The 1,126-nt window shown below is 47.5% G+C and carries 1 protein-coding gene; it reads right to left on the minus strand.

The genetic code is table 11. From position 1 onward, the window contains the following. Nucleotides 1-1,086 (minus strand): chitoporin (chiP, locus tag R7070_RS26165; RefSeq protein WP_318141509.1); only part of this gene is annotated, 1,086 nt, incomplete at its 3' end. Nucleotides 1,087-1,126 lie beyond the last annotated feature (40 nt).

Here is a 1,126-nt window from a genome sequence, read left to right on the forward strand (position 1 = left end):
GTAGTCGGCTGACTTCCAACGCGCTTCTGCTGGTTTATCTAGTTGAGACGCACCGTCACCGAAGTCTAGAGTACGAGCACGTACGTAAAGCACTGCAGATGGGTCTACGAAGTACATAACTTGTGCAGATAGTACATCGTCTGCTGTATCGTTAATTGTCTTACCGTCACGTTCTAGGTCGAAGTTCGCTGCGTAACCTAGCTTGTACTGCCAGTCACCTGTTGTGTACATCAGACCTGCAGACATTGCATCTTGCTTCTCGTTCACGCCGTTGCTTGCGTCCGCTTCCATGTATTTGTATTGAGCGAAGAACGAGATACCGTTATCAAACCAACCTTGAACACCAACTAGGTACGTGTTGTTTTCCCACGTTTGACCTTCAGATTCAATGTTACGGTTACCTTCGTAAGCAGCATCCAATTGTAGTGGACCTAACTTGTAGTGAGCCGCGATGCCGCCCCAGTAATCATCACCAGCACCTAGACCCGCTTTATCACCAGCACCCGCTGCGATGTCTAGAGAGAACTTGTCTGCGTACATTGGAGAGTCCCAACGAATGGTGTTTGATTGACGATCTTGGTACTTAGCACCACCGATTGCACCACCCCAGTCGTAAACATCGCCTAGACCTGGGTTAGATGCTGGCCAGTCAACCAATTCGTACATAGGTGTCAAAACACGACCTAGACGAACTTGACCCCAAGAAGCACTTTCAAAACCGACGAATGTGTCACGTTCACCAAGACCAGCACCCTCGCCACCAAAGCTAGGGTCTACATAACCGCCTTCGATTTGCCAAATAAAGGTAGGACCGAAGTTAGCAAATTGTTTTTTACCACGGAAACCGATACGAGATTCGTTGTTTAGCTGCATGCCACCTAGGTCGTCATCCGTTGCTTTGCTGCCAGAATCGTAATCGCGGTACGCGGCCTGCATCGCGATGATCCCGTAAACTTCATAAGAGAAAGAATCTTTTGTTAGGTACTCTTTCGCAGCATCGCTGTTTGCGCCATCAGCAAGAGCTGCACCACTGAACATCATGCCTGTGATTGCCGTAGCAAGTAGGCTTTTCTTTAGGTAAGACATTTTTAACCCCTATATTTTTAGTTTTTTCCATTTTCAAATT

This window comes from Vibrio sp. 1557 (assembly GCF_033340175.1).
Classification (GTDB): Bacteria; Pseudomonadota; Gammaproteobacteria; order Enterobacterales; family Vibrionaceae; genus Vibrio; species Vibrio alginolyticus.